The 24,643-nt window shown below is 55.4% G+C and carries 24 protein-coding genes and 3 pseudogenes; 7 read left to right on the top strand and 20 right to left on the bottom strand.

The annotated features are described in order from the left end of the window. Window positions 1–190: 190 nt before the first annotated feature. The 6 genes and pseudogenes from folP to F0Q04_RS02655 all read right to left on the bottom strand — a co-directional run bounded on the left by folP (window position 191) and on the right by F0Q04_RS02655 (window position 5,052). Window positions 191–1,162 carry a dihydropteroate synthase gene (folP, locus tag F0Q04_RS02680; RefSeq protein WP_054065446.1) on the bottom strand — a complete coding sequence of 324 codons (972 nt, stop codon included), beginning with the start codon at window positions 1,160–1,162 and terminating at the stop codon, window positions 191–193. Beyond that, window positions 1,156–1,503 carry a quaternary ammonium compound efflux SMR transporter QacE delta 1 gene (locus F0Q04_RS02675; RefSeq protein WP_000679427.1) on the bottom strand — a complete coding sequence of 116 codons (348 nt, stop codon included), beginning with the start codon at window positions 1,501–1,503 and terminating at the stop codon, window positions 1,156–1,158. Before F0Q04_RS02675 ends, folP begins: the two co-directional genes overlap by 7 nt. Window positions 1,504–1,694: 191 nt before the next feature. Further along, window positions 1,695–2,168: a trimethoprim-resistant dihydrofolate reductase DfrA1 gene (gene dfrA1 / locus F0Q04_RS02670; RefSeq protein ID WP_071846295.1), complete on the bottom strand. Its 474-nt coding sequence runs from the start codon at window positions 2,166–2,168 to the stop codon at window positions 1,695–1,697. Window positions 2,169–2,215: 47 nt separating this feature from the next. Next, a complete protein-coding gene (locus tag F0Q04_RS02665) occupies window positions 2,216–3,043 on the bottom strand; it encodes an OXA-2 family oxacillin-hydrolyzing class D beta-lactamase OXA-21 (RefSeq protein WP_014386432.1) in 828 nt (275 codons plus the stop codon). A gap of 97 nt (window positions 3,044–3,140) precedes the next feature. Then, a pseudogene (gene ere(A) / locus F0Q04_RS02660) lies at window positions 3,141–4,393 on the bottom strand (EreA family erythromycin esterase). 104 nt (window positions 4,394–4,497) lie between these two features. Then, entirely contained in the window at window positions 4,498–5,052 is a 555-nt protein-coding gene (locus tag F0Q04_RS02655; protein WP_014454105.1) for an aminoglycoside N-acetyltransferase AAC(6')-Ib', read from the bottom strand. Window positions 5,053–5,225: 173 nt separating this feature from the next. Between F0Q04_RS02655 and F0Q04_RS02650 the strand changes: the two genes are divergently transcribed. Both F0Q04_RS02650 and F0Q04_RS02645 read left to right on the top strand, forming a co-directional pair. After that, the gene (locus F0Q04_RS02650) at window positions 5,226–5,477 is read left to right on the top strand and encodes a type II toxin-antitoxin system Phd/YefM family antitoxin (protein WP_032492621.1); all 252 of its coding nucleotides are present in this window, start codon (window positions 5,226–5,228) and stop codon (window positions 5,475–5,477) included. Beyond that, on the top strand, window positions 5,474–5,728 hold the full coding sequence (locus tag F0Q04_RS02645; RefSeq protein ID WP_032492620.1) for a Txe/YoeB family addiction module toxin: 255 nt from the start codon (window positions 5,474–5,476) through the stop codon (window positions 5,726–5,728). The genes F0Q04_RS02650 and F0Q04_RS02645 overlap by 4 nt, the downstream gene beginning before the upstream one ends. A gap of 72 nt (window positions 5,729–5,800) precedes the next feature. Here F0Q04_RS02645 and F0Q04_RS02640 read toward each other — a convergent pair whose 3' ends face one another. Continuing rightward, window positions 5,801–6,355, bottom strand: coding sequence for an aminoglycoside N-acetyltransferase AAC(6')-Ib4 (locus F0Q04_RS02640; RefSeq protein ID WP_003159191.1), 555 nt, complete (start codon window positions 6,353–6,355; stop codon window positions 5,801–5,803). A gap of 160 nt (window positions 6,356–6,515) precedes the next feature. Here F0Q04_RS02640 and intI1 point away from each other — a divergent pair. Next, window positions 6,516–7,313 (top strand): annotated as a pseudogene (gene intI1 / locus F0Q04_RS02635) (class 1 integron integrase IntI1); the annotation flags it as partial. A 52-nt stretch (window positions 7,314–7,365) separates the two neighbouring features. Here intI1 and F0Q04_RS02630 read toward each other — a convergent pair. From F0Q04_RS02630 to F0Q04_RS02600, 7 genes are all read right to left on the bottom strand, one after another. Further along, window positions 7,366–8,070, bottom strand: coding sequence for an IS6-like element IS26 family transposase (locus F0Q04_RS02630; protein WP_001067855.1), 705 nt, complete (start codon window positions 8,068–8,070; stop codon window positions 7,366–7,368). Window positions 8,071–8,526: 456 nt separating this feature from the next. Next, entirely contained in the window at window positions 8,527–8,700 is a 174-nt protein-coding gene (locus tag F0Q04_RS02625; RefSeq protein ID WP_182283341.1) for a hypothetical protein, read from the bottom strand. 21 nt (window positions 8,701–8,721) lie between these two features. Next, entirely contained in the window at window positions 8,722–9,003 is a 282-nt protein-coding gene (locus F0Q04_RS02620; protein WP_182283342.1) for a hypothetical protein, read from the bottom strand. A 72-nt stretch (window positions 9,004–9,075) separates the two neighbouring features. Next, complete coding sequence (locus tag F0Q04_RS02615) at window positions 9,076–9,372, bottom strand: H-NS family nucleoid-associated regulatory protein (protein WP_182283343.1); 297 nt, start codon at window positions 9,370–9,372, stop codon at window positions 9,076–9,078. Window positions 9,373–9,392: 20 nt separating this feature from the next. After that, window positions 9,393–10,355, bottom strand: a complete 963-nt coding sequence (locus F0Q04_RS02610; RefSeq protein WP_182344327.1) for a hypothetical protein — start codon at window positions 10,353–10,355, stop codon at window positions 9,393–9,395. 26 nt (window positions 10,356–10,381) lie between these two features. Then, window positions 10,382–10,717, bottom strand: coding sequence for a hypothetical protein (locus tag F0Q04_RS02605; protein WP_182344325.1), 336 nt, complete (start codon window positions 10,715–10,717; stop codon window positions 10,382–10,384). A 57-nt stretch (window positions 10,718–10,774) separates the two neighbouring features. Then, complete coding sequence (locus F0Q04_RS02600) at window positions 10,775–11,056, bottom strand: hypothetical protein (protein ID WP_182344323.1); 282 nt, start codon at window positions 11,054–11,056, stop codon at window positions 10,775–10,777. A gap of 444 nt (window positions 11,057–11,500) precedes the next feature. Here F0Q04_RS02600 and F0Q04_RS02595 point away from each other — a divergent pair. Then, window positions 11,501–12,589: pseudogene (locus tag F0Q04_RS02595) on the top strand (IS3 family transposase). A 530-nt stretch (window positions 12,590–13,119) separates the two neighbouring features. On the opposite strand, the gene F0Q04_RS02590 reads toward F0Q04_RS02595, so the two are convergent. The 3 genes from F0Q04_RS02590 to F0Q04_RS02580 all read right to left on the bottom strand — a co-directional run bounded on the left by F0Q04_RS02590 (window position 13,120) and on the right by F0Q04_RS02580 (window position 18,742). Further along, window positions 13,120–13,928, bottom strand: a protein-coding gene (locus F0Q04_RS02590) for an IS5 family transposase (RefSeq protein WP_182345530.1) whose coding sequence is annotated in 2 segments (ribosomal slippage) — window positions 13,120–13,601 and window positions 13,601–13,928 — 810 coding nt in all. Because the reading frame shifts where the segments join, the coding sequence is not laid out codon by codon here. 3,520 nt (window positions 13,929–17,448) lie between these two features. Further along, window positions 17,449–18,012: an acyloxyacyl hydrolase gene (locus F0Q04_RS02585; protein WP_116925344.1), complete on the bottom strand. Its 564-nt coding sequence runs from the start codon at window positions 18,010–18,012 to the stop codon at window positions 17,449–17,451. A gap of 175 nt (window positions 18,013–18,187) precedes the next feature. Continuing rightward, entirely contained in the window at window positions 18,188–18,742 is a 555-nt protein-coding gene (locus F0Q04_RS02580; protein ID WP_116925343.1) for a Spy/CpxP family protein refolding chaperone, read from the bottom strand. 312 nt (window positions 18,743–19,054) lie between these two features. On the opposite strand from F0Q04_RS02580, the gene F0Q04_RS02575 reads away from it, so the two are divergent. Further along, window positions 19,055–20,134: a recombination-associated protein RdgC gene (locus F0Q04_RS02575; protein ID WP_182344319.1), complete on the top strand. Its 1,080-nt coding sequence runs from the start codon at window positions 19,055–19,057 to the stop codon at window positions 20,132–20,134. Between the two features lie 76 nt (window positions 20,135–20,210). Here the strand turns inward: F0Q04_RS02575 and cueR are convergent, their stop codons facing one another. The 3 genes from cueR to gstA form a co-directional block, all read right to left on the bottom strand. Continuing rightward, entirely contained in the window at window positions 20,211–20,687 is a 477-nt protein-coding gene (gene cueR, locus F0Q04_RS02570; protein WP_232539487.1) for a Cu(I)-responsive transcriptional regulator, read from the bottom strand. A 2-nt stretch (window positions 20,688–20,689) separates the two neighbouring features. After that, window positions 20,690–20,884: a heavy-metal-associated domain-containing protein gene (locus tag F0Q04_RS02565; protein ID WP_021027169.1), complete on the bottom strand. Its 195-nt coding sequence runs from the start codon at window positions 20,882–20,884 to the stop codon at window positions 20,690–20,692. A gap of 155 nt (window positions 20,885–21,039) precedes the next feature. Beyond that, entirely contained in the window at window positions 21,040–21,642 is a 603-nt protein-coding gene (gstA, locus tag F0Q04_RS02560; protein WP_182344317.1) for a glutathione transferase GstA, read from the bottom strand. A 221-nt stretch (window positions 21,643–21,863) separates the two neighbouring features. Here gstA and mnmG point away from each other — a divergent pair, with 221 nt between their 5' ends. Together mnmG and rsmG are read left to right on the top strand one after the other, a co-directional pair. Continuing rightward, window positions 21,864–23,843: a tRNA uridine-5-carboxymethylaminomethyl(34) synthesis enzyme MnmG gene (mnmG, locus tag F0Q04_RS02555; protein WP_182344315.1), complete on the top strand. Its 1,980-nt coding sequence runs from the start codon at window positions 21,864–21,866 to the stop codon at window positions 23,841–23,843. Continuing rightward, the gene (gene rsmG, locus F0Q04_RS02550) at window positions 23,840–24,496 is read left to right on the top strand and encodes a 16S rRNA (guanine(527)-N(7))-methyltransferase RsmG (RefSeq protein WP_182344313.1); all 657 of its coding nucleotides are present in this window, start codon (window positions 23,840–23,842) and stop codon (window positions 24,494–24,496) included. The genes mnmG and rsmG overlap by 4 nt, the downstream gene beginning before the upstream one ends. Window positions 24,497–24,643 lie beyond the last annotated feature (147 nt).

The following is a 24,643-nucleotide window of genomic DNA, read 5'->3' as shown; positions in this document are numbered from 1 at the left end:
ACCGGGCGACGTCTGCTCGTCAGCAATCAGATGAGACTAGCCTTACAGAGCGCCGCAACAACAATACTGGTTGTTGCGGCTTACTTGTCTGCTGACTTGGAATTTCCCATCTGATTACTCCACGCTTACGAATATGAATTGCTACATTTTATCCGATTATCTTTTGCTTCGCAATGCGGCATGGGCGCACTCAGCGTTCCAGCCCCCTCTGCCGCCCTAACTGCCACGACACCGACCCGCCCTGCACGATGCCCATAACCTCGCGGCCGAGTTGGCGGTCGATGATCGGCCGCCACGGGACAAGGGTGAACTCATGGGATTTCTCGACCACGGCGAACTTGCCGCTCGATAGATGCACGGTTCCGGTAAACTTGCCGCTGACGCTCTCGCCGTCCGTGGCGGCGCGGAACGGCAGGCCCTTACTCAAAGCCATATCCGATCCGACGCCGGCTACCTCGCGCTCCCGCAGGATGGCGAGAAGGTTGCGCCGGTAGAAGACGCGGCTGTCCCGGCTGCGGGTGGCGTCGCCCTGTTCGATATGGTGCTCGCGGCGCTGGTCCATGGCTTCGCGGACTTGTTGCCCGAAGCCGGTTGGCGCAAGGTCGGCCGTCTCGCCATGGACCAATCGCCGGTCCATCCCCGGATCGAGGATGAGCCGGTCGGCAGCGACCCCGCTCCGTCGCAAGGCGGAAACCCGCGCCTCGAAGAACCGCACAATCTCGTCGAGCGCGTCTTCGGGTCGAAGGTGACCGGTGCGGGTGGCGATGCCATCCCGCTGCGCTGAGTGCATAACCACCAGCCTGCAGTCCGCCTCAGCAATATCGGGATAGAGCGCAGGGTCAGGAAATCCTTGGATATCGTTCAGGTAGCCCACGCCGCGCTTGAGCGCATAGCGCTGGGTTTCCGGTTGGAAGCTGTCGATTGAAACACGGTGCATCTGATCGGACAGGGCGTCTAAGAGCGGCGCAATACGTCTGATCTCATCGGCCGGCGATACAGGCCTCGCGTCCGGATGGCTGGCGGCCGGTCCGACATCCACGACGTCTGATCCGACTCGCAGCATTTCGATCGCCGCGGTGACAGCGCCGGCGGGGTCTAGCCGCCGGCTCTCATCGAAGAAGGAGTCCTCGGTGAGATTCAGAATGCCGAACACCGTCACCATGGCGTCGGCCTCCGCAGCGACTTCCACGATGGGGATCGGGCGAGCAAAAAGGCAGCAATTATGAGCCCCATACCTACAAAGCCCCACGCATCAAGCTTTTGCCCATGAAGCAACCAGGCAATGGCTGTAATTATGACGACGCCGAGTCCCGACCAGACTGCATAAGCAACACCGACAGGGATGGATTTCAGAACCAGAGAAAGAAAATAAAATGCGATGCCATAACCGATTATGACAACGGCGGAAGGGGCAAGCTTAGTAAAGCCCTCGCTAGATTTTAATGCGGATGTTGCGATTACTTCGCCAACTATTGCGATAACAAGAAAAAGCCAGCCTTTCATGATATATCTCCCAATTTGTGTAGGGCTTATTATGCACGCTTAAAAATAATAAAAGCAGACTTGACCTGATAGTTTGGCTGTGAGCAATTATGTGCTTAGTGCATCTAACGCCTGGCACAGCGGATCGCAAACCTGGCGCGGCTTTTGGTACAAAAGGCGTGACAGGTTTGCGAATCCGTTGCTGCCACTTGTTAACCCTTTTTCCAGATTTGGTAACTATAATTTATGTTAGAGGCGAAGTCTTGGGTAAAAACTGGCCTAAAATTGCTGGGGATTTCAGGAAAGTAAACATCACCTTCCGGCTCGATGTCTATTGTAGATATATGTAGTGTATCTACTTGATCGATCAGGCTTTTGTATATCTCCCCACCACCTGAAACAATGACATGATCCGTTATTTTCTTTAGGTTGGTTAAAGCATCTTTAATTGATGGAAAGATCAATACGTTCTCATTGTCAGATGTAAAACTTGAACGTGTTACGACCGCATACTTTCGGTTGGGTAATGCTCCCATTGATTCAAAAGTCTTGCGTCCAACCAACAGCCATTGGTTATAGGTAATAGCTTTAAACAGGAGCTGTTCACCTTTGGCACTCCATGGAATATCAGGGCCATTCCCGATAACTCCATTCTTCGATATAGCTACCATTAGTGATAGTTTCACAATTCTTCCTCAGAGGTTAACGTAGAAGTAACCGGCGCTGCGCGGCTTTATCGCGCTGCGTCCGAGTTGACTGCCGGGTTGGGCGGCAACGCTTCGATAGAGCGAAGGATTGCCCGCACTATTGCCTCCCTTTTGAAAAGGTCATCCATCCTGTTTGGCGTATCAATATTCAGTGCGAAGAATACGGGGCCAGTCGGCCACTCAACCCATCCTACCCACCAACCCATGCGGCCTTCCCAGCCCGTCTTTGCGCGCAGTATCCAGTTGCGACCGGCTTCCACAATCATGAGGTCCTTGACCAAGCGCTGATGTTCTACCCGAAAGGGCAACTCGTTATGATAGAGCTTCCTGAGAAATGCAATCTGTTCTTGTGCCGCGATAGCAAGATTGCCATCTATCCAGTAATCGCCATTACTTGTCGAAGGATCGGCGTTGCCATAGTCGATTTGCTTCAAATAGCGTCGAGCCTTGTCTTCACCGATCTCTTTTGCAAATAGCTCATAAATCCAGACAGTAGAATTCCGCATTGCTGATCGCAAGTCTTGGTCTTGGTTGTGAGCTGCAAAGCTTCTTTTGATGCCGTCCCATCGGAAAACTTGAAACTCATCACGTGCAGCGCCTGCGTCAAGTGCAAAAAGTGTATGTGGAATCTTGAATGTCGAGGCCGGCGAGTAGCGTTTCTCTGACCGCACCTGATCAAAAACCAATATGACACGATCTGTTTGGCGTTCGTCTGCCACAACTATCGTGCCTTTGGCTTGAAATTCGCTGAAAAACTTCCGCCAGTCAGAACGTTCGCGCATGCCTTCTTGTGCATGCGCGAACGTGCCAAAAACAAAAGTGGAGAAAAGTATTGCGAAGATTCGGATTGCCATTAAGTTTTCCTTGACGCCCAATCGCGCTGATCACCGGCGGTTGAAAACCGTCCGGTGGATTGGCAGGTTATGCTCCCTCATTTTCATTTCCGGTTTCCTATAGGGCAACTAGGCTGTCCTTGCCGGCGCTTGGAACACAGACGATGGCATCAAATGCCTCGCTCAATTTCGTTTTTACAGAGGCGCTTTGAGACCGCATTCGCTTTGCTTCCATGGGGGCATCTGTCAATGTCAGACATGAATTCTCCGTACCACAGGCGTCGATGACATACTGTTCCATACTATCCTCACGGATTGCATCGGCAGGCGTGGTCACAACAGAGAATCCAAGAGGACTGTCGGGCGATGGGAAATGCATTTCCGGCACGGTGGGTCCAAGATGGGTGAATGCAATCGCACGGTAATTCACCCTCTCTGCGAGGTGCTGCCCCATGGGAACAGCCGTAAGCTCGCCTGAAAAGGAGACTGGGGTTTTTTGTAAATGATTGTTGTGCGCCAGCAGAATTATCTTCACATCCGGATTCGCTCGAACCATTCCATCTACTACGCCCGCCATATACGAGTCACGTACGGAAGTATCTCCCTCAAGAGAGGTACCATCGAAGAAAGTTTTCATTATACGCAAGGTTTCCAACGTATACTCTATCGACTCTATTCGATCAGAGGCTTTTCGGAACAAATCGCTGTTGACGTGTTTTTTCAGGACAGGGGCAAGCGACGCCAAGCGGAGCTTCAATCTGGTTACCCCTGAGATAGCTTTCTCCTGCCGAGCCGTTTCTAGCTCCCCCCATTTTGCCGATGAAATAACCGCCGACTGGCCATCAATGGACGCCAACAAGTGAGTCAGCATATCAACGTGCGGTTTCATGAGGTGATCGATGAGCTGGATAATTTCGGCCAATTGCGCTAGGTCGTCCCTTGGGTTCAGGGTGTTGGGTAAGTCGATTCCGACTAACTGCAGTTTTCTTCCTGATTCGCGGAGATATGATTTCAGCCAGATCAGCACTGAGCCATACACAGAAAAGGTCAGGGTATCCGAAAATCGCTCAAGTTCATGAGCACCGGCTGTTGAGTTGAGCCATTCAGATAACCGGGATGCCTGAATCGCCCCACATTCCAAACCAATCGCATTAAAATCATGCCTTTCGACCAAATAGCGGATAAGACTTGCTCTAGCCAGTGAAAACTCCGCGACAAAATGAGCGCCCTCGCCAATGCCGACAATTCGGGCGCCCTCAATTACGGAAGTAAGAATCTCAAACTCATTGAAGTCCAGATTTTGAGGCTGTAAAAGTGTTTTGGTCGTTCTCCATGTCATTTTTTTTCACCCTTTGCGTTTATTGCTGTAATCGTCATACGTTCGCTTCGCCAATAACCCGGCTCACAGAGCATAACGTTTGACATGAGGGGCGGCCAAGGGCGCCAGCCCTTGGACGTCCCCCTCGATGGAAGGGTTAGGCAACACTGCGTGTTCGCTCGAATGCCTGGCGTGTTTGAACCATGTACACGGCTGGACCATCTGGGGTGGTTACGGTACCTTGCCTCTCAAACCCCGCTTTCTCGTAGCATCGGATCGCTCGCAAGTTGCTCGGCGACGGGTCCGTTTGGATCTTGGTGACCTCGGGATCATTGAACAGCAACTCAACCAGAGCTCGAACCAGCTTGGTTCCCAAGCCTTTGCCCAGTTGTGATGCATTCGCCAGTGACTGGTCTATTCCGCGTACTCCTGGATCGGTTTCTTCTTCCCACCAACCGTCCCCGCTTCCAAGAGCAACGTACGACTGGGCATACCCAATCGGCTCTCCATTCAGCATTGCAATGTATGGAGTGACGGACTCTTGCGCTAAAACGCTTGGCAAGTACTGTTCCTGTACGTCAGCAAGTGTCGGGCGTGCTTCTTCTCCGCCCCACCACTCGACGATATGAGATCGATTTAGCCACTCATAGAGCATCGCAAGGTCATGCTCAGTCATGAGGCGCAGTGTGACGGAATCGTTGCTGTTGGTCACGATGCTGTACTTTGTGATGCCTAACGTTTGAAATAAGGGGCGCCGAGCGCCAGCGAGGGGAGCCAAAAGCTTGCTTTTGGCCGTCCCGACTTGATTGAAGGGTTGGGCGTTTTTTTGCCTCGCCTTCGAGTTGCTCTTGTTGTACAATTTTCTGTACATGTACGGAGGATGTTATGGACGCTATCACTTACACACACGCCCGCGCCAACCTGGCTGGAACCATGGATCGTGTTTGCAACGATCATGAGCCGGTGATCATCACACGTAACGGCGACCAATCGGTTGTGATTCTCTCGCTGGAAGATTTCCAGGCGCTGGAAGAAACTGCGTATCTGCTGCGCAGCCCCGCCAACGCCAAGCGGCTTTTCAAGTCGATCGAGCAACTTGAAGCGGGCCGAGGACAGGCGCGGGAGTTGGCCGAATGAGATTAATTTTTTCCGATGATGCATGGGAAGATTATCTGTTCTGGCAAAAACAAGACCGCCGCATGGTTGATCGAATTAACAAGCTAATTAAAGAAACCACCCGAGAGCCTTTCTCTGGAGTGGGCAAGCCAGAGCCATTAAAACATGCTTTGGCCGGTTATTGGTCTCGTCGAATTACGGATGAGCACCGAATGGTTTACAAAGTGGCGGATGATGCCCTTTGGATCGTTCAACTCAAGTACCACTACTGAAAAGACGCCCAACGTTTGACATGAGGGGCGGCCAAGGGCGCCAGCCCTTGGACGTCCCCCTCGATGGAAGGGTTAGGCATCACTGCGTGTTCGCTCGAATGCCTGGCGTGTTTGAACCATGTACACGGCTGGACCATCTGGGGTGGTTACGGTACCTTGCCTCTCAAACCCCGCTTTCTCGTAGCATCGGATCGCTCGCAAGTTGCTCGGCGACGGGTCCGTTTGGATCTTGGTGACCTCGGGATCATTGAACAGCAACTCAACCAGAGCTCGAACCAGCTTGGTTCCCAAGCCTTTGCCCAGTTGTGATGCATTCGCCAGTGACTGGTCTATTCCGCGTACTCCTGGATCGGTTTCTTCTTCCCACCAACCGTCCCCGCTTCCAAGAGCAACGTACGACTGGGCATACCCAATCGGCTCTCCATTCAGCATTGCAATGTATGGAGTGACGGACTCTTGCGCTAAAACGCTTGGCAAGTACTGTTCCTGTACGTCAGCAAGTGTCGGGCGTGCTTCTTCTCCGCCCCACCACTCGACGATATGAGATCGATTTAGCCACTCATAGAGCATCGCAAGGTCATGCTCAGTCATGAGGCGCAGTGTGACGGAATCGTTGCTGTTGGTCACGATGCTGTACTTTGTGATGCCTAACTTTGTTTTAGGGCGACTGCCCTGCTGCGTAACATCGTTGCTGCTCCATAACATCAAACATCGACCCACGGCGTAACGCGCTTGCTGCTTGGATGCCCGAGGCATAGACTGTACAAAAAAACAGTCATAACAAGCCATGAAAACCGCCACTGCGCCGTTACCACCGCTGCGTTCGGTCAAGGTTCTGGACCAGTTGCGTGAGCGCATACGCTACTTGCATTACAGTTTACGAACCGAACAGGCTTATGTCCACTGGGTTCGTGCCTTCATCCGTTTCCACGGTGTGCGTCACCCGGCAACCTTGGGCAGCAGCGAAGTCGAGGCATTTCTGTCCTGGCTGGCGAACGAGCGCAAGGTTTCGGTCTCCACGCATCGTCAGGCATTGGCGGCCTTGCTGTTCTTCTACGGCAAGGTGCTGTGCACGGATCTGCCCTGGCTTCAGGAGATCGGAAGACCTCGGCCGTCGCGGCGCTTGCCGGTGGTGCTGACCCCGGATGAAGTGGTTCGCATCCTCGGTTTTCTGGAAGGCGAGCATCGTTTGTTCGCCCAGCTTCTGTATGGAACGGGCATGCGGATCAGTGAGGGTTTGCAACTGCGGGTCAAGGATCTGGATTTCGATCACGGCACGATCATCGTGCGGGAGGGCAAGGGCTCCAAGGATCGGGCCTTGATGTTACCCGAGAGCTTGGCACCCAGCCTGCGCGAGCAGCTGTCGCGTGCACGGGCATGGTGGCTGAAGGACCAGGCCGAGGGCCGCAGCGGCGTTGCGCTTCCCGACGCCCTTGAGCGGAAGTATCCGCGCGCCGGGCATTCCTGGCCGTGGTTCTGGGTTTTTGCGCAGCACACGCATTCGACCGATCCACGGAGCGGTGTCGTGCGTCGCCATCACATGTATGACCAGACCTTTCAGCGCGCCTTCAAACGTGCCGTAGAAGGCACTGTTGCAAAGTTAGCGATGAGGCAGCCTTTTGTCTTATTCAAAGGCCTTACATTTCAAAAACTCTGCTTACCAGGCGCATTTCGCCCAGGGGATCACCATAATAAAATGCTGAGGCCTGGCCTTTGCGTAGTGCACGCATCACCTCAATACCTTTGATGGTGGCGTAAGCCGTCTTCATGGATTTAAATCCCAGCGTGGCGCCGATTATCCGTTTCAGTTTGCCATGATCGCATTCAATCACGTTGTTCCGGTACTTAATCTGTCGGTGTTCAACGTCAGACGGGCACCGGCCTTCGCGTTTGAGCAGAGCAAGCGCGCGACCATAGGCGGGCGCTTTATCCGTGTTGATGAATCGCGGGATCTGCCACTTCTTCACGTTGTTGAGGATTTTACCCAGAAACCGGTATGCAGCTTTGCTGTTACGACGGGAGGAGAGATAAAAATCGACAGTGCGGCCCCGGCTGTCGACGGCCCGGTACAGATACGCCCAGCGGCCATTGACCTTCACGTAGGTTTCATCCATGTGCCACGGGCAAAGATCGGAAGGGTTACGCCAGTACCAGCGCAGCCGTTTTTCCATTTCAGGCGCATAACGCTGAACCCAGCGGTAAATCGTGGAGTGATCGACATTCACTCCGCGTTCAGCCAGCATCTCCTGCAGCTCACGGTAACTGATGCCGTATTTGCAGTACCAGCGTACGGCCCACAGAATGATGTCACGCTGAAAATGCCGGCCTTTGAATGGGTTCATGTGCAGCTCCATCAGCAAAAGGGGATGATAAGTTTATCACCACCGACTATTTGCAACAGTGCCCCAGAACGCGCAGCCTTTCTTTAGAACTGCAGATGTGGTTGCCTTCATAAAGTCCGAAGTCATGCCTGTCATCTCCAAACTTTCGCCAGCAAGAAGGTCAAAGTACCGACTGCATTTAGAGCCTGTGTTTCGGATTTAGTGAGCCTCTGACTGGCACTCTTATGTGCTTATCAGATTGCCTATCCAGCGAATGTCTGCTCTATTTCAATTGCTTTCACTTCCATTTGCGCCCCACCTGTGGGGCTTGGAAGCTAAATAAGCATGATTGCTTATTTTGTTGCGCCCCACTTGTGGGGTTTACGGTGAAAGTAGAAAACGCCTGCTGAGAAGCAGGCTTTTTTCTTTCTGGTGTTGTCTTGATGCCATCTGCTCAGTCCTGCAGCGTCACCAGATTCAACCATTACCGCCGACTTGCACCATGGTCGGATGCAGTCCTTGTGCTTCTGCAATCAAGCCCTTGAGTTCTGCACTCAGACCTTCTTCACGATTAACGTCGATAGCAGCCAGTCTTGCTGTGATGCTCCAAGCGTGCTGCAGGCTCAAGTCATCATCATCCAGATCGTCCATTTCATACCTCTCAAAACTGAGTTAGAGCTTGATTCTTGCGATGATTGCTGCAACCAAGGGGAATGCCACGCTGCCGTAAATAGCAATGCGTGACACCCACGTACCTCGCATAAGCAGCTTTCTGGAACGCCACGCTGCTACAGCTCCAGCTAACAACGCACCAGGCACGGCATAGAGCAGAAACCCAATGACGTTCCAGCCATAGCCCCACCCTTCGCCACCCGGCTGGATAGCCAGCAGCGCAACGTACAGGGCTATGACCACCGCTGCCATTGTTTTTAGCACCCAGTCACCACGCACCATGGCTCTCCTTGCTTAACCAGTCTCAGACCTACCAAACAAAAAAGCCCGCTTTCGCGGGCTTGTCGGTCAGGCTTAATCCTTGATGGCAAAAGCCTCGCGGTCAGCAGCTCCTGCAATCCATGCAGGAGCTTTGCCACGGCCAGTCCAAGTCTGTCCTGTTGCTGGATCGCGGTACTTGGGAGCCACTTTTCCAGTTGGCTTGCGTGTGCCACCCTTACCGCCTCCAAACACATCATCAGCAGTCAAGCCGTACTCCGCAACGATGGCACGAACATCCGAAATCGCTTTCGACAGTTCTTCTTTGCGCGCCTTGTTGATTGCGTCCTCCAGAGCTTGTCTTTGTGCCAGGAGTTCTTTGTAAGTGGACATTGCAGTTGCCTTTCATCTAGTTAATCAATTAAGTCAGCCATCTCATCGTCGGCTGGCTTCGTGTCCCCGTTCGCCAACAGATCACCGAACTCGCTCATCAGCTTGTCCAGTCGCTCCCGAAGTTCCTCTGAGATGTACTCATAGCCGGGGTCACTTTTCACATCACGCATGACGTTGAAAAGAGTCGGTGCGGCCTTCGTCACCTTCTTCTTAAAAATCTGTTCAGGTAGGTGCTTCTTGGTGAGCTTCTTGCCACCAGTACCTTGCACCTTGTCCAGCTCCGCTTGCAGCACTTGAGCAGCTTTAATGCCGTGCTTGCGAAGCATGTCAATTGCAATGCCTGCGGCCACCAGATCGTTCATCACCATCTCACGCAGCTTTATGTCAGCAGACATAAGTGCCAGCAGGTCATCGGTGTACTTCTCTCCGATCTCAAGCCGGTCGGCAATTTCTTTGGTGTCCATGCCCATCTTAGACAGGCGCTTGCACAACAACGCCAGCTCATAGGGTGCGAGCTTTTCACCGCCTTCGTTGTGCCGGTACAGGCTGACCTGCAAATCTTCTTGTGACGTACCAGGCGGCACGATCACCATGGGCAGGCGTCCAAGCTCTGCACCTTCGCTAACTGCAAGATCGTAGGCTTCCAGTCTGCCGTGTCCGTCAGTTAGATAGATGATCTGCTTTCCATCAACGTCAGCTACATAACCTTCCAAAGCCTTCGACTGAATGTAGCCTTCCTTCTTCATCGAGTCGGCTAGATAGCGAATCTTCTTCTTGTAGCGTTCCGTGTTGGTCAGACGCACGTTGAAGTTCGGCAGGACATGAATATGGTCACGCTCAACTTGCCAAAGGTCGCGGCTTTTTGCACCGGCCTGCTGCATGGCCTTCTTGATGCTGCCTTGAGCCAATTGCAGCTCAAAATTCTCCAGCTCAGTTTGCACAAACTCAGCTTCTGGTTTTCTGGCATTCATTTTCTCGCTCACTTTCTCTCAATCGAGTTTTGGAGTTTTCAGTGGCGCGAAAAAGCAGTGTGTCGATGTTGCCAAAGTAGGGCGATTGCTTCCATTCGCGTGGTGTTATTAGCAACGATGGTCACGTCGCTATCCGTTTCTTCGTCGTAGATGGCATCTACGTCAGCTCTCCAATTTTTGCCATCGTTGACTGGCTTCCAAGCCGTATCAAAACCTCCGACACATTCCCAACCTTGTGGGGTGTCCTCAGTTCTCGCACACCGCTTGTAGAGGAAACCGGGTGCTTTTTGCAGCTCGTAGTTGGTGTTCAGGGCAACGAAATACGTCCCATCGTCCAGCACGACATAGCCATCTCTCAACTCAGTTCCATTCACGGCGCACCTCCTTTCTAAAGTTAAGAGTCCGTGACTCTAATGTAGTGTTCTAGTACATCATCTGTCAATCTTTTTTTTAGTGTTCTTGAACACTGTTTCAGCTAGTTGCAAATACTCATCATTGAACCATCTGTATCTCGTCTTGTCGGGCTGGCAAAAGTAGGCTTTCCAACTCGATTCCGCGAGCTTTCTCACTCTTAACTTCCTGTTGAATAAAGCTAAAGCATCCAACTGAGTCAGGCCAGCTTCTTCAATGAGCTGTCGCAGCCTCATGTTGTTTGCGTTGTCTTTTTGCGTGTCCATGAACACCATTGTACGCAATGCAATTGAAGTGTCCATGAACACTAGATTCTCAGAATGATGCAAATAACCTCAGTCCAAACGCTGCGCAAAGATTAGTACCATCTAATCTATGCTCATTTTTTTCGCGCAAATAACGACCTCTCTGGCAGTAGAAGGCATCAGTCCTTCCTGAAACCTTTGTATTCCTTGAAACCTTGCTATTTTTTTTGTAGCACTATTGGCAACAGGCTTTCGATTTCCATGCTTGTCGCATTTCATATTGCGGAATCTCAGGGCTTCCCCCCCCCTACCCTCTGCAGCTAGGCTCTCCTGGTCAGAACACTAATGCACTCTGCTGACGCCGTGCATTAACTCAATATCTGTAGGTTCTCAGAACGAATGCAAATTTTCTCAATAACTTGCAAATGACAAATCCCGCGGTAATCCCCCCGTAAAACCAGCGTCTTAAGAAGTAGAGACCTCGCAAGGAGAATCTCTACTATGAAGAAGTCACGTTTTACAGACAGCCAAATCATCGATGCGCTCAAGCGTGCAGAGGCTGGCTTGGCTGTGCCCGAGCTGTGCCGTGAACTTGGCATCAGTGCAGCTACGTTCTACAAGTGGCGTGCCAAGTTCGGCGGAATGGATGCCTCGTTGATGGCTCGTATGAAGGAGCTCGAAGAAGAGAACCGCCGGCTGCGCAAGATGTACATCGAAGAAAAGCTCAAGGCAGAGGTGGTGGCGGAGGCGCTTGCAAAAAAGTGGTGAAGCCATCTCGCAGACGCGAGATGGCAGAACTTGCAGTGATACGCCGAGGGATGAGCATTCGCTTGGCTTGCCAAGCGTTCCAAATTAGTCAGGCCTGCTACAGGTACAAGGCACAGCGCTGTATCGAGGACGATGAGATTGCGCAGTGGCTGCTGCGCCTGACGGATAACAACCGCAATTGGGGCTTTGGTTTGTGCTTCCTGTATTTGCGCAACGTCAGAGGCTTCAAATGGAACCACAAGCGGGTTTACCGGATTTACCGGGAGTTGGAGCTCAATTTGCGCATTCGGCCACGCAAGCGCTTGGAGCGTGCCAAACCTGAGCCACTGACAGTGCCAGCAAACCCAGATGTTGTTTGGTCAATGGACTTTATGCATGACCAGCTTGAAGATGGCCGCAGTATCCGGCTGCTCAACGTCATTGATGACTTCAACCGTGAAGCACTGGGTATTGAGGTGGACTTCTCATTGCCCGCGCAGCGTGTGATTCGGGTCTTGGAGCAAATCATGCAGTGGCGTGGCAAGCCGCAAGTGATTCGCTGTGACAACGGGCCCGAATACGTCAGCGCAACCCTGCAAAACTGGGCGAGCGCCAAAGGTATCCGTTTGGAATACATCCAGCCAGGCAAGCCTCAGCAAAATGCCTATGTGGAGCGCTTCAACAGGACCGTTCGCTATGAATGGCTGTCGCAGTACCATTGGCGCAATCTTGATGAAGTTCGAGATTACGCCACGCAATGGATGTGGCGGTACAACCATGAACGCCCAAATATGGCATTGGGCGGCATCACCCCCCAAACAGCGGCTTGCCATGGCCGCATAGCTCTACTTCTCAGAGCAATGGTTTAAGGGGGGATTACCCCGCACTTGCGGGATTTTTGGCGTTTATGACTAGCAGCAGACCTTGGATAACTACCCTTCACTGCTAGATGAAGGGTGTAAACGAGGGCTTAGTTCGCAGTTTGACTAAACCTCAATGCTGCATTGAGCACCGCAATTAATGAGGCTTTCACAATATTGGCGTTTTTACCAGCTCCGAAACTTGGACAGTCAACTCCCGGCCGAGGCTGTGTGGAAACGCATTTTTGCCGAGTCAGCGATCGGCACTCCACGGCACAGCCGGTCTTTGAATGGCTTAGCCTATTTTTTGGAACATGGCGGCACTCAAGCTATCTGGGTGCCAATCTATGCCGCTCTGCAAGTAAAAATTAAGCCGTAAAGGCTTACGCCGGCACAGATCGCATCGCTTGCATCATGTTTTGCGCACCGAAGATGCGCATCACACGTTTGAAGTTGTAGGCCAGCACATGCAGGCTCATTTCAGTACCCACATGTGCCAATGTCTTAGAGCGGCTAACACCACCTATCCACGAAGCGTGCACAGATGATTGCAGCAGCCAGCTTTAGTAAAGCCATGTGTATATCCAAGCGCCGCTCGAATCGGATGCGCAGTTTTCCAAAGCCAGCAAACCAGCCATGAGTTCGCTCCACGACCCAGCGGTGCTTGCCTAATCGTTCACTGCTTTCAATGCCTCGCCTGGCAATGCGACTGACGATTCCACGCTTTTTGAGATGCCGCCTGCAGCGTGGGTAGTCGTACCCTTTATCCGCATGAAGTTTGTAGGGCCGCCTGCGAGGGCGGCCTTGCAGTCCTTTGATTGCAGGAATGGCATCTACACATGGCTCAAACAGCATCGAATCGTGCCTGTTGGCTCCACTGACAAGCACCACCAATGGAATGCCACGAGCATCCACAATGATGTGACGTTTGGAGCCTAATTTGCCTCTGTCAGTGGGATTGGGACCCGTTTCCTGACCCCCCGGGGGCTTGGCACCGATGAGCCATCAATGCTGGCTCGGCTCCAATCAATTTGGTCATGCTCACGAAGGCGCACCAGCATTGCATGGTGTAGTTGTTCCCAAATGCCTGCTGCACTCCAGTCACGCAAGCGTCGCCAGCATGTCATACCACTGCCGTAGCCCAAAGCTTGAGGTAAATCTTCCCAAGGGATGCCGGTTTGAAGCACGTACAGGATGCCATTGAGAGCAGCTTCGTTGCTCACGCCCAATTTGCGCGCACCGCCCTTGGAAGAAGGGGTGAATTGGGGAATCAGAGGTTGTAGCTGTTGCCACAACTCTTTACTAACAGGTTGTCTTGCCATGAAGGCACGAAGCATAAATGCTTCGTGCAGGGCTCAAGACGAGGTGGTGTTAGCGGCTCTAAGGGCTGAACCGGGCCAGCACCGCCCACCCTTCTGAGCAAAGCACCGCCTGGCGGTGCTTTTTTGCGTCTAAGGCTTGCTGTTTTCGCGGCCCTGGCACCCACCAGTTGCGTGGTTTGCAGCTCGGGCGCCGCGCAGTCGGTCGGTGCAGCGCAAGCGCTCGCAACACCACCCAAGCAAAAAAACTTCGCCAACACCAGACTGGCTGCGCCTACGCCGGCCCACGCGCTCGGCACTCGGCAATCCGCACCCAGCCCCTAGGCGCCAAGCGCCGGCCGCCTTGGCAGGGACCTGAATAACGCTGCAGCGCGCATGTCTGCCGGCGTACAGCGCCCATGGCAGAACACAAGGCAGCTACCGGCAGACAGAGGCGGACACAGGACAGCGCGAGCGCGCCTGCTCTGGCGCTGTGCCCTCCTCCAACGGCCCTCAATGCTGCCCTCCATCCGCAGAGCTCGAAAAAGCTTGGGGCACGAACGCAGCAACGCCGAATCACGGTCGTTCAAATCCACTGAATGCACTGTTCAGACCAGGCGTTCAGACGCCGAAAAACCAGTGGATATCTTCATGCGCTCAGTCTATTGATTTGCACACAGCTTATGCACATTTTAAAAATTTCTCTGTCAAATTTTCTGACTGGGAAGATATCCACAGATAGATGTGACTTGAGAGAAGCTATGTTTGGAGTGGCTTCAGCAAATAAAAATAGCTATATGCCGCACATATGTCGCATAACTGCCCGCAATTTTCACTTAAATATCCGCATTGCTGAGCCGTAGGACTTGAGCATGGCATGCAATCTATACACATACTTTTCCACATTTTTTGATCTTTATCGTCTATTTATTAAGCATTTATACGATGGAAAGTTATTTCGTAAGCACTGTGCATAAGAATACAAGTGACTCGCTTTAAACAGGAAATTTACAGAACCCTGTGGGTAACTCGAAATTCTATGGATCAATTTATCCACAATCCATGCTACAGCCACCTTCACATGTCAACATGTGGATAAGTCATCCGGGGAAAAGTGCTTGTCGTTTTTATCGCATAAGTCCTTTACTTATCCACAAATTTGCGCCATCGTAGAGGGAGGCTCCTGCCATGCCTATGTGCATAACCCCCACCACCAGACTCTCATATGGTGAAATATCCCACGATGTGAGATATTATGCACAAGCACGATAAGGATAACTTGTTGAAAAAGCAAGCTCCCTTTTCGGCAGTTTTGCATAAAAATTAGGCATTCGTTCGTATATGCTCGCCTTGTAGTGCTGTCATTGATTTGAATTGAATCGCTTTTGATTTCAGTTTATTTGAATTATTCAAATTGAAATTTGGGCTTTGTCGTTAGGGGCCCAGGATCCAGCGCACTCCGGTCTGAGATGCCGTCAATCACCGTCATCGCCCTCTGCGCCAGCCGCTGGGGGCTGGCAGAAATCAGCCTAGCGCCATCCCTCGATCTGCGCTTGCGTCAGAAGGTCCCGGTCGAACGTGCTTGTTCGATGCCAAACACGTGCGCAATAGCCGGTGAATACCAAAACACTGCGTCGAAAGCGCCCGAATCAGCGACGCCCCTCGTTGCGCTGAGGGCGCGACGACCACCCGCGCGCTTGTTGGGCCTGGCGATGGCTGTTGACTGCATCGCTTGATCGCCTGGCACAGCAGAAACGAAGAAAAGACCGGTGCGGGCAAATACCGGAATGCGCCGATCCTCCCCAGCGGCGAGCTCCGCCAACCGTCGGCGCCGGACTGCCGTCCCGGCGCGACGCCACGATCCCATCAGGCGCGAGATGTCCACAGATGTGGCGCATCGCGGGCAGCGGCCTTCATCGCGGGTGTGAGGCGCACCACTGCCTATGCGAATGGCGCTGGTCCGCTGTTTTGCACATGCAGTTTTTGGAGGCCTGGCGAACGTCTCTTTGCCCAAAAGTCAGCCCCAGGCAGATGGCTTTGTATCCCTAAGCGGCCGTTGCTAGCCAGTAAGTTGTTGTTTTTATTGGGTATCTTTTTGGAAAGACGGTGGACCCTCAGCGGCCACCTCCGGAACCGATGGGAGGAGCCCCAAAAGAGCTGTGTATAACAATCGGTACAAGCCCCTAACAATCCCCTAGTTATCCACAGATAGAAGCCCGACCGCGAACTTGCTCCACTACCATGCACCGGAAATAGCGTCCGGTGTCCACAGACCAATAGTGCAGTAGATATTTGTTTTGTAACGATAAAAAACTTATCCACAATTTAATGGGCCAAACTCTCCGGCATCCAAAGTGGCCGATCGCCGCCTAGGTATTGTGGACAATATTTGCGGCCCAGAGTTTCCTGCGCACAGCAGTCCAGCGGGTGCTACCATTTTGTGCTGATCACTGAGTGATTGTGGATAAGTTATTAATTATCAATCACTTGGTGAGAATTTGAGATTGAAGAATGGCTGTGGATAATGCGCATGGTCGTATCAGCTTATCCACAGAAATATCCCAGATGCCGGACTTATCCACTTCGCAGTTACAAGGATGAAGGGGTACCATCAACATGGTTGGAAAAATTTCAAGCGGTTGACAGCATTGGGCTTAATGGACTTATCCACAGAAGGTGGGGCCCTTCTACTACTATCTACTATTCTTTTAAAGAAAATAAAAGAAAAACCAAAGGCAAGCTCGGCAAAGTTTCATATCTTGAAAATTTTCAGACTGTGAAAAGTCAAGCCTCTTCGGCAGAAGTGAGCGGGGCAGAGCAGTTCTCAAAATACGCAGCACATCACCTCAGCATCCCTCTCCCCTATGGACGAGGGCATCCTATAACTTGGGGTGCTTGGTCGCAGCACTGTCGTACTGACCCAGAGTTCGATCACACAGAGAGGGGCGCTGTGCGCAAATGCACAGCCCAGCATAGGTGTTAGCTATACTTTTGGATATGCGTGGCGAGTGCGGATGCCGCTTTGCGCGGCATATGGCGGGATGAGAAGGCGGCATTGATTGGTGCGGCTGCCGCCTAGGTGTCGTTGCGCAGCAGGGAACGCATCGCAGCGGATCGCCCCGCAGGCCCTGCAGATCCGTCCACCAGGCCGCTGGAGCCTGCCCAGGCGTTGATTGGCGCTGGGTAGAGGGGTCAAGCGGGGTTGGGAGTGGTTGGGGCCAAGGATGGCTTACACCGTCTCTGCCGGCCGTGAATGGCCGTGAGAGTGTTCTATAGCCTTGGTATCTTTTGGCAGGTGGTGGTCGTGCAATGGATCAAGGAGCTGGACCCTCATCTGCGATAACTGTATTTTTATACAGTCATCGGTATGGCTTCTTGCCACAGCCCGTTTGACCTGTAGCCCATTCGACACCGCCAGCCTCTCAAGCGCCGCTATGGCTGCGTAGAGGCCCCGAACGGCGTTTCCAGCCCATAACCCCTCAGACAGGCAAAAAAATACCGCCAGATGGCGGTATGAAGGGGAAGAGGGGGGGTTATGGGGCGATCAGAAGTGGCGCGCGTAGCGCAGCTGCACAAAGTTCTCGCCAGGGTTGGGACGCTTGATCGAGGCGTTGGACAGATGCTCCAGACGCACCGACCATTCATTCTCGCGGCGCATGCCGGTAAAGTAGCCCACGCCGATGTGGGTGCCGAAATTGAAAGCGGTCGAGAAGCGCTTGTCGCGGCTTTCATAGAGCTTGCTGGAGACATAACCGCCGAGGCCCGCTTCAACAAACCAGGGGTACTGGCTCTTACTGTGAAAGCGCATCGTGGGCACGAGGCCAACCACAGCAATGGTGCGGCTGCCTTCTTGCTCCATGCGGTCGGAGTTCCAGGCGGACAGGCTCATGTCCCAATGGGCGGTGACCGCATGGCCCCACCAATAGGTCTTCCAATCCATTGGGATGGTCGAGCCAATGGTGAGCGCACGCGCGTCACGTTCGGCAACCCCTGCTTGCAGGTACAGGGTGGGGCTGTTGCGCTTGTCGGCAAACTGCGCTTGGGCAGAGGCACTCCAGACAGTCAGCGCGCACAAGCCGATAGCGGAGAGGAGAGGGCGGTATTGCATTAAATAATGTTACACCTGGACCACAGCAGCTTTTGTCAGCAAAAGCAGGATGTTGTCTGTATGCAACCGCTGACGCTGTCACGGGCATATACACAGGCACAAAAAAGCGCAGCTGGTCAGGGCTGCGCAGGAGGGGTTGGAGAGGGAGACAGATGCCAGGAGGCGGGCGGTTGCCCTATTTACTGTCCATAGGTGGAACAGTCTGTTTCGGATTGGGGCCTTGATGGCGCTGGCCATGCGGGCCCTTTCCGTCCGGGCCGCGTCCGCGGCGCTCATGCATCTTCAAGGTTTCCGCATCAAAAGTCTTTTGCTGCTCAGGCGTCAAGGTGGCATAGAAAGCCTTGGTCGCCTGGTTGCGCTGGTCCATCGCAGCCTGGTGCTTGGCATGCATGGCCTGCATCGCGTCAATACGCTCTGGCGTGGTCATCTTGGCAAAGTCTGGACGCTCAGGGCGGTCACCGGGGGCCGGGCGCTGGGGCTTGACGGCCGTCATATAGCTGGTCCAGGCGGCTTCCTGGCTGGCATTGAGCTTGAGCGAGGCCTTGAGTGCCTGCATGCGTTTGGCCATGTGTGCCTCGCGTGCTTCGGGGCCATGGGCCTTTTTGGCAGGGGCGGGGGCGCTTTGTGTGGTGGGGGCTACTGCGGGGGCTGCCGGGGTTTGGGCGAAGCTGGAAACCGACAGGCTGGCTAGCATGGCGGTCACGATGGCGCTGCGTTGTAAGAGAGACATAGTGGTTCCTTTCCGGGTTGTGATGTCTTATGCGATGTCTGCAGTGTCCGCCTGCCATGTAATAGCGCTGTCACTGGCCGGTATGGCTGTGTAAAGAATTAGCAATTTTGGTTGTGTGGCTTTGGGGGAGGCAAGCGCTGCTGCTACCAGCGCCCACCCATCCCAAACCCGGTTTTTTGCCTGGCGCATCGGGCTGGGGCGGGCCCGATTCGCGGCACAATGGACAGCAGATCAGTGCGGCACACCAGGGCCGCTTGTGTTTTTTAAAGGGCTGCTGCGCAAGACTGCAGCCCCCCAGAACAAAGGAATGGCATGTTCAAGAACATGATTTTTTACCGCATCTCCGAAACCTGGCAGCCGGATTTGGTCGCGCTGGATACGGCCTTGGCCAAGCAGCAGTTTGAGCAGTGCGGCGCTACCCAGGAAAAATCCACCGGTTGGGTGCCTCCGCGCGGCGAGGAGCACGGCGCGATGGTCGAGTCGGTAGGGGGCCAGTGGATCTTGCGGCTGATGAGCGAGAGCAAGATGCTGCCCGCCAGCGTGCTCAACCGCAAAGTTGATGAAAAGCTCGCCCATATCGAAGCCCAGGAAGGCCGCAAGCCCGGCAAGAAGGAAAAGCAGGAGCTCAAGGACGAGTGCAAGCTCGATCTGCTGCCGATGGCCTTTACCAAGCAGGGCGGGCTGTGGATCTGGATCGATCCGCAGGCGCGCCTCCTGGTGCTGGACACGAGCAGCCAGGGCCGTGCCGACGAAGTGATCACCATGCTGGTGGAGGCCTCGCCCGGTTTTTCGGTGGCGCTGATCGACACCCAGAACAGCCCCCAGGGGGCGATGTCCGCCTGGCTGCACAGCTACGACGCGCCGGCGGGCTTCAGCATCGACCAGGAGTGCGAGCTCAAGAGTGCCGATGAATCCAAGGCGGTCGTGCGCTATGCCCGCCACCCGCTGGGCATCGACGAGATCCGCGAGCATATCGACCAGGGCAAGCTGCCCACCAAGCTGGCGCTGACCTGGGATGACCGGGTCAGCTTTGTGCTGACCGAGGGCCTGCAGCTCAAGAAGGTGGCCTTGCTTGATGTGGTGATGGAAGGCGCCAGTGAGGATGGCGGTTTTGACGCCGATGTGGCCATTGCCACCGGGGAGTTCAGCCAGCTGATTCCCGACCTGATCCAGGCACTGGGCGGCGAAGGCCGCACCGAGCTGGGCCAGCTGCCCGACCGGGGCGACAAACCCGCCGCAGCGGCCCGGGAAGGGGCTGCAGCGCCCGCCAAGCCGATGAGCCAGGGGGTAGGCGCTGCCAAGCCATTCCAGGCGTCTGGCAAGCCTGGCGGCATGCAGACCGGGCCCAAATCGGCACCGGTGGACCAGGATCCGGATTCCAGCCCTTTCTGATCTGGGCCAACCGCAGAAACGATAACGCGCTCCCAGGAGCGCGTTTTTTATGCCTGTGCAATGCTTGGACAGGGCTTTAGTGCTTGCAGCAGCTGGCTGCGTCAGGGTCGGCATGCGGGTCGGACAGGCTGTCGAGAATAGGGCAGTCCGGGCGCTGGTCGCCGTGGCAGCTGTGCACCAGCGCCTGCAGCGAGCGCTCCATCGCCTTCATCGCGGCAATGCGCTCGCGCAAGGCGCCGATATGCTTTTGCGCAATCTCCTTGACCGAGCTGCTGGCGCGCTGCTTGTCGTGCCAGAGGTTGAGCAGGTTCTCGATCTCCTCCATCGAGAAGCCCAGATCGCGGCAGCGGCGGATGAAGGAGAGGGTATGCACATCGGACTGGGTATACAGCCGGTAGCCGCTGTCGGTGCGGTGCACATGGGGCAGCAGGTTCAGCGATTCGTAGTGGCGCGCCATGCGCGCAGAAATACCCGCCAGCTGGGCTGCCTGGCTGATGGACACCGGCCAGGCGATGGACCGCTCAGTGGCAGGCTTGCGTGACGGGCTGACCATGTTTACTGGACCTGGTAGCCTTCGGCCGCAATGGCCGCTGCGATCTTGTCAGCGGGCTGGCTGGACTCGACCACCACCTTGCCTTGGGCGCGGTCGATGGCTACCTTGGCCTGGGCGTCGAGCTGCTGCACAGCCTGGGTGACGGCACGCTCGCAGTGGCCGCAGGTCATGCCTTGGACTTGGAAGGTGTTTTGCATCAGAGTTTCCTTTTCCTGTAGTTGATGGCTTGATCTTGAAAGCTGACACGGTGTGAAGGTCAAGAGCAGGGGCTTTCGCCTGGAACAAGCCATCAGAACTGCTTCGGTCCGGATGTGTTTCACGTGAAACAGCATCCATGGACCGACAGGCTGCATTACTGCTTTTCGTCCGCGATGGCCTTTTGCACCGAAGGACGGGCGCCCACGCGCTGCAGGAAGCTTGCCAGGTTTTCCAGGCCGCTGATGTCGACACCGACAAACTTGCTCCAGCCGCAGACGGTGAACAGGTAGGCATCGGCCACGCTGAAGTCCGCGCCCATCAGGAATTCCTTGCCGGCCAGCTGCGCATCCACCCAGGTCAGGCGCTTGAGCACTTGTCCACGGGCCAGGTCCTTGACAGGGTCGGGCATATTGGGGTTGAACAGCGGGGAGAAGCCCTTGTGGATCTCGGTGCCGATAAAGCCCAGCCACTCTTGCAACTGGTAGCGCTCGAAGGTGCCGTTCGCGGGTGCCAGTTTGGAGGCGGGCGCCTGGTCGGCAATGTACTGCACGATGGCGGGGCCTTCACGCAGGCGCTGGCCATTGTCCAGCTCCAGCACCGGCACATAGCCCAGCGGGTTGATCGTGTAGAAGTCGGTGCCGTCCTTGAGCTGGTGGGTCTTGGTGCTGGCCATCTCCAGGGTGAAGGGCAGACCGGCTTCCAGCAGGGCGATATGGGGCGACAGCGAACAGGCGCCGGGAGAGAAATACAGCTTCATCGACAAATCTCCAGTGAAAGGTGAAAGCCAAACCATGCTATCGCTTTTGACAAAGCTTTGCAGCCAGGTGGCTGCGGCGCAATAACACGGCTGACCGCGTGTAAACCCCCAAGTCATTAAAATAGCGGGCAAAACCGACTATTCGCCATTCTGTCAAAGGGCTGCAGAAGGGCATGACTGCATGCAAGGCTGCTGCCTTGCGAGCCCTGGAACGAGGCCGTATGAGCCAAACCCCCTATACCTATCCGCAAGAATTTGATGTCATCGTTGTGGGTGGCGGCCATGCCGGCACCGAGGCGGCGCTGGCCGCTGCCCGCATGGGCAGCAAGACGCTGCTGCTGACCCACAACATCGAAACCCTGGGCCAGATGAGCTGCAACCCCAGCATTGGCGGCATTGGCAAAGGCCATCTCGTCAAGGAAGTGGATGCGCTGGGCGGCGCCATGGCGCTGGCCACCGACAAGGGTGGCATCCAGTTCCGCATTCTAAACAGCTCCAAGGGCCCGGCCGTGCGTGCCACCCGTGCGCAGGCCGACCGTATCCTGTACAAGGCAGCGATCCGCGAGACCTTGGAGAACCAGCCCAACCTCTGGTTGTTCCAGCAAGCGGTCGATGACCTGATGGTCGAGGGCGACCGCGTGGTGGGCGCCGTCACCCAGGTGGGTATCCGTTTTCGCAGCCGCACCGTGGTGCTGACGGCCGGGACTTTCCTGGACGGCAAGATCCATGTGGGCCTGAACCACTATGCCGCAGGCCGCGCCGGTGATCCGCCAGCGGTCAGCCTGTCGGCGCGCCTGAAGGAATTGAAGCTGCCCCAGGGGCGCCTGAAGACCGGCACGCCGCCGCGCATCGATGGCCGCTCGATCGACTTCAGCCAGTGCGAAACCCAGCCGGGCGACGGCATGCCCGGCGGCGTCAACGAAGGCCAGCTGCCGGTGTTCAGCTTCATGGGCAATGCAGAGATGCACCCGGCGCAGATGCCTTGCTACATCACCCACACCAATGCGCGCACGCACGAGATCATCCGCAGCGGCTTTGACCGCAGCCCGATGTTCACCGGCAAGATCGAAGGGGTAGGGCCGCGTTACTGCCCGAGTGTGGAAGACAAGATCAACCGCTTTGCCGACAAGGAAAGCCACCAGATCTTTCTGGAGCCCGAAGGCCTGACCACCCACGAGTACTACCCCAACGGCATCTCGACCAGCCTGCCGTTCGACGTGCAGTACGAACTGGTGCGCAGCATGAAGGGCCTGGAGAACGCCCACATCCTGCGCCCGGGCTATGCGATCGAGTATGACTACTTCGACCCACGCTCCTTGAAGAACAGCTTTGAGACCAAGCAGATCCAGGGCCTGTTCTTTGCCGGCCAGATCAATGGCACGACCGGCTACGAAGAAGCGGCAGCCCAAGGCCTGTTTGCCGGCCTGAACGCCGCACTGCAATGCCGGGGCGAAGGCCCCTGGACGCCGCGCCGTGATGAAGCCTACCTGGGCGTGCTGGTCGACGACCTGATCACCAAGGGGGTGACCGAGCCCTACCGCATGTTCACCAGCCGGGCAGAGTTCCGCCTGCAGCTGCGGGAAGACAATGCCGACATGCGCCTGACCGAAGAGGGGCGCAAGATGGGCCTGGTCGACGATGCGCGCTGGGATGCCTTCAGCCGCAAGCGCGATGCTGTTTCACGTGAAACAGAACGCCTCAAGGCTACCTGGGTGAACCCACGCATCGTCGCTGCGCAAGAAGCCGAACGTGTGTTGGGCAAGGCCATGGAGCGGGAGTACAACCTGTTCGATCTGCTGCGCCGCCCTGGTGTGGACTACACCACCTTGATGAGCATGAACGAAGGCGCCTACCAGACCAGCGACGTTTCACGTGAAACACTGGGTGCACTGAGCGAGTCCGTGGTCGAGCAGGTGGAGATCGGTGCCAAGTACTCGGGCTATATTGACCGCCAAAAGGACGAAGTGGAGCGCGCAGCCCATTACGAGAAACTGCGCCTGCCCGCCGAGCTGGACTATATGCAGGTGACTGCGCTGTCGTTTGAGGTGCGCCAGAAACTGCAGACCCACCGCCCCGAAACCCTGGGCCAGGCATCGCGTATTTCCGGTGTCACGCCCGCTGCCATTTCCTTGCTGATGGTCCACCTGAAAAAAGGTGGCTTCAAAGGCTTCAGCACTGCACAAGAGGTAACGACTGCATGAGCGCACCATTGGAAATCCCACTGCGTGACGGCGTACAACAACTGGGCCTGTCGCTGAGCGATGAGCAAATTGCCCAGTTGATGGCTTTTCTGGATCTGCTGCAGAAGTGGAACAAGGTCTACAACCTGACCTCGGTGCGTGACCCGCAGGAGATGCTGACCCACCATTTGCTCGACAGCCTGGCGGCGGTGCCGCCGCTGGTGCGCCATCTGGGGGGAGCCGGCCTGCCAGCCCCCAAGCTGCTCGATGTCGGCTCGGGTGGCGGTCTGCCCGCTGTGGTGTTCGCCATCTGCCTGCCGCAGCTGGATGTGAGCTGCGTGGATACCGTGGGCAAGAAGGTGGCCTTTATCCAGCAAGCGGCTGCCGCGCTGCGCCTGCGCAACCTGCATGGCATCCAGTCGCGCGTCGAGCAGCTGAGCCAGCAGTACGACGTGGTCAGCTGCCGTGCCTTTGCCGCCTTGCAGGATTTCACCGCCTGGTCGGCCCAGACCTTGAAGGCCGATGGCATCTGGCTGGCGATGAAGGCCAAGCGCCCTGACGATGAGCTGGCGCTGTTGCCCGCGTCGGTACAGGTGCTGAACATCGAGCCGCTGCAGGTGCCCGGGCTCGATGCCGAGCGCTGCATTGTCTGGATGCGGCAGCAGGCGGCATAGCCCCGCGTTGCGGATCGCAGGCCGCGCCACCTGCACCATCTACCAGCCCCGATTTTTCGGGGCTTTTTGCTGACGCTTGCGCCGGTAACAACGCGCTTTTGCTGGCTTGCAAGCAGGGCCGTCGTTTACACTCAAAGTTTCCATCGC

Source organism: Comamonas koreensis (assembly GCF_014076495.1).
Taxonomy (GTDB): Bacteria; Pseudomonadota; Gammaproteobacteria; order Burkholderiales; family Burkholderiaceae_C; genus Comamonas; species Comamonas squillarum.
This window is presented reverse-complemented; position numbering and strand designations above follow the sequence as displayed.

What these genes read in the sequence shown, in the direction of transcription:
- folP (WP_054065446.1), bottom strand. Translation starts at nt 1,162, where the DNA reads ATGGTGACGGTGTTCGGCATTCTGAATCTCACCGAGGACTCCTTCTTC.
- F0Q04_RS02675 (WP_000679427.1), bottom strand. Translation starts at nt 1,503, where the DNA reads ATGAAAGGCTGGCTTTTTCTTGTTATCGCAATAGTTGGCGAAGTAATC.
- F0Q04_RS02665 (WP_014386432.1), bottom strand. Translation starts at nt 3,043, where the DNA reads ATGGCAATCCGAATCTTCGCAATACTTTTCTCCACTTTTGTTTTTGGC.
- F0Q04_RS02650 (WP_032492621.1), top strand. Translation starts at nt 5,226, where the DNA reads ATGGACGCTATCACTTACACACACGCCCGCGCCAACCTGGCTGGAACC.
- F0Q04_RS02645 (WP_032492620.1), top strand. Translation starts at nt 5,474, where the DNA reads ATGAGATTAATTTTTTCCGATGATGCATGGGAAGATTATCTGTTCTGG.
- F0Q04_RS02630 (WP_001067855.1), bottom strand. Translation starts at nt 8,070, where the DNA reads ATGAACCCATTCAAAGGCCGGCATTTTCAGCGTGACATCATTCTGTGG.
- F0Q04_RS02625 (WP_182283341.1), bottom strand. Translation starts at nt 8,700, where the DNA reads ATGGACGATCTGGATGATGATGACTTGAGCCTGCAGCACGCTTGGAGC.
- F0Q04_RS02620 (WP_182283342.1), bottom strand. Translation starts at nt 9,003, where the DNA reads ATGGTGCGTGGTGACTGGGTGCTAAAAACAATGGCAGCGGTGGTCATA.
- F0Q04_RS02615 (WP_182283343.1), bottom strand. Translation starts at nt 9,372, where the DNA reads ATGTCCACTTACAAAGAACTCCTGGCACAAAGACAAGCTCTGGAGGAC.
- F0Q04_RS02600 (WP_182344323.1), bottom strand. Translation starts at nt 11,056, where the DNA reads ATGGACACTTCAATTGCATTGCGTACAATGGTGTTCATGGACACGCAA.
- F0Q04_RS02585 (WP_116925344.1), bottom strand. Translation starts at nt 18,012, where the DNA reads ATGCAATACCGCCCTCTCCTCTCCGCTATCGGCTTGTGCGCGCTGACT.
- F0Q04_RS02580 (WP_116925343.1), bottom strand. Translation starts at nt 18,742, where the DNA reads ATGTCTCTCTTACAACGCAGCGCCATCGTGACCGCCATGCTAGCCAGC.
- F0Q04_RS02575 (WP_182344319.1), top strand. Translation starts at nt 19,055, where the DNA reads ATGTTCAAGAACATGATTTTTTACCGCATCTCCGAAACCTGGCAGCCG.
- cueR (WP_232539487.1), bottom strand. Translation starts at nt 20,687, where the DNA reads ATGGTCAGCCCGTCACGCAAGCCTGCCACTGAGCGGTCCATCGCCTGG.
- F0Q04_RS02565 (WP_021027169.1), bottom strand. Translation starts at nt 20,884, where the DNA reads ATGCAAAACACCTTCCAAGTCCAAGGCATGACCTGCGGCCACTGCGAG.
- gstA (WP_182344317.1), bottom strand. Translation starts at nt 21,642, where the DNA reads ATGAAGCTGTATTTCTCTCCCGGCGCCTGTTCGCTGTCGCCCCATATC.
- mnmG (WP_182344315.1), top strand. Translation starts at nt 21,864, where the DNA reads ATGAGCCAAACCCCCTATACCTATCCGCAAGAATTTGATGTCATCGTT.
- rsmG (WP_182344313.1), top strand. Translation starts at nt 23,840, where the DNA reads ATGAGCGCACCATTGGAAATCCCACTGCGTGACGGCGTACAACAACTG.